Source organism: Streptomyces sp. NPDC007162 (assembly GCF_040634175.1).
Taxonomy (GTDB): domain Bacteria; phylum Actinomycetota; class Actinomycetes; order Streptomycetales; family Streptomycetaceae; genus Streptomyces.
Genome location: NZ_JBEYFC010001047.1, coordinates 1 through 1,166, shown reverse-complemented (window position 1 = coordinate 1,166; position 1,166 = coordinate 1). Strand labels below are relative to the sequence as shown.

Below are 1,166 nucleotides of genomic sequence, written 5' to 3'. Positions count from 1 at the left end.
GGGCCGAGGCCCATCGACACCGTCGGGAACTCCCAGAAGTCCGGCATCGAGCGGGGGTGCGGGTAGCTGGAGAGGCCGTCCGGGTACTTCGACTTCTCCTGGCGGAAGCCGTCCAGCTGGGCCTCGCTGAGCCGGTCGAGCAGGAACGCGCGCGCGTAGATGCCGGGGGAGGCGTGGCCCTGGAAGAAGACCTGGTCGCCGCCGAGTCCGTCGTCCTTGCCGCGGAAGAAGTGGTTGAAGCCGACGTCGTAGAGGGACGCGGAGGAGGCGAAGGTGGCGATGTGCCCGCCGACGCCGATCCCCGGCCGCTGTGCGCGCGAGACCATCACGGCGGCGTTCCAGCGGGTCGCGTTGAGGACCTTGCGCTCGATCTCCTCGTTGCCCGGGAAGAACGGCTCGGCCCGGGTCGGGATCGTGTTCACGTAGTCCGTGCTGCGCATCTCGGGCACGGCCACCCGTCGCTCGCGCGCCCGCTCGATCAGGCGGAGCATCAGATAGCGGGCCCGTTCCCGGCCGCGCTCGTCCACGGCGGCGTCGAGCGAGTCGAGCCACTCCTGGGTTTCCTCGGGATCGAAGTCAGGAACCTGACTCGGAAGGCCGCCAATGATGATCGGGTTGCGATCGGATCCGGAAGCCACGCTGTTCCTTACCTGTCAGAGGGCCACTGATTCCCTGTTTTTCCCTGTTTTTCGCTGTTTTCCTGTGCTTGGCCTGCACCGCTGTCCATCGTCCACCTCGGGGCGGCGCACGTCATCTCTACCGCGAGGTAACTCGGGACCGGCCAAAACGCAACGATACGCCCGGGGTGTGACGCGCTTGGCAAACTCGTTCGACCACCGTGTGTGAGGATGATTCCGAAAGGTATATTGCGGGCAAAAGGGAGTGGTGTGTGTCACAGCTGTTCGCGATACGGTGCCGGGAGTTGCGGCGACACGGCCGGGATCGTCACCGTTTCGGCGGTCTGAACGGCCGGGTACTTGCGCGATCCGCCCCGCCCGTGTGGACTACGGCCAATGCTTCGCGCACGCGCGTGGCTGAGTTCATCACCAAGACATGATCAGGAGGCGGCCGCCTGCTCGGTGACGAAACGCCAGTCGCGCAGTTCCGGTCCGGGCAGTACCAGCCGACCCGCCTCGGCCGAGTCCAGCCGGCCGCCGTCGAAGAGC

Annotated in this window: 1 pseudogene; it reads right to left on the bottom strand. The window is 66.6% G+C overall.

Annotation, left to right across the window (positions count from 1 at the left end):
- Positions 1-638 (bottom strand): annotated as a pseudogene (locus tag ABZ646_RS47045) (pyruvate dehydrogenase (acetyl-transferring), homodimeric type); the annotation flags it as partial.
- Positions 639-1,166 lie beyond the last annotated feature (528 nt).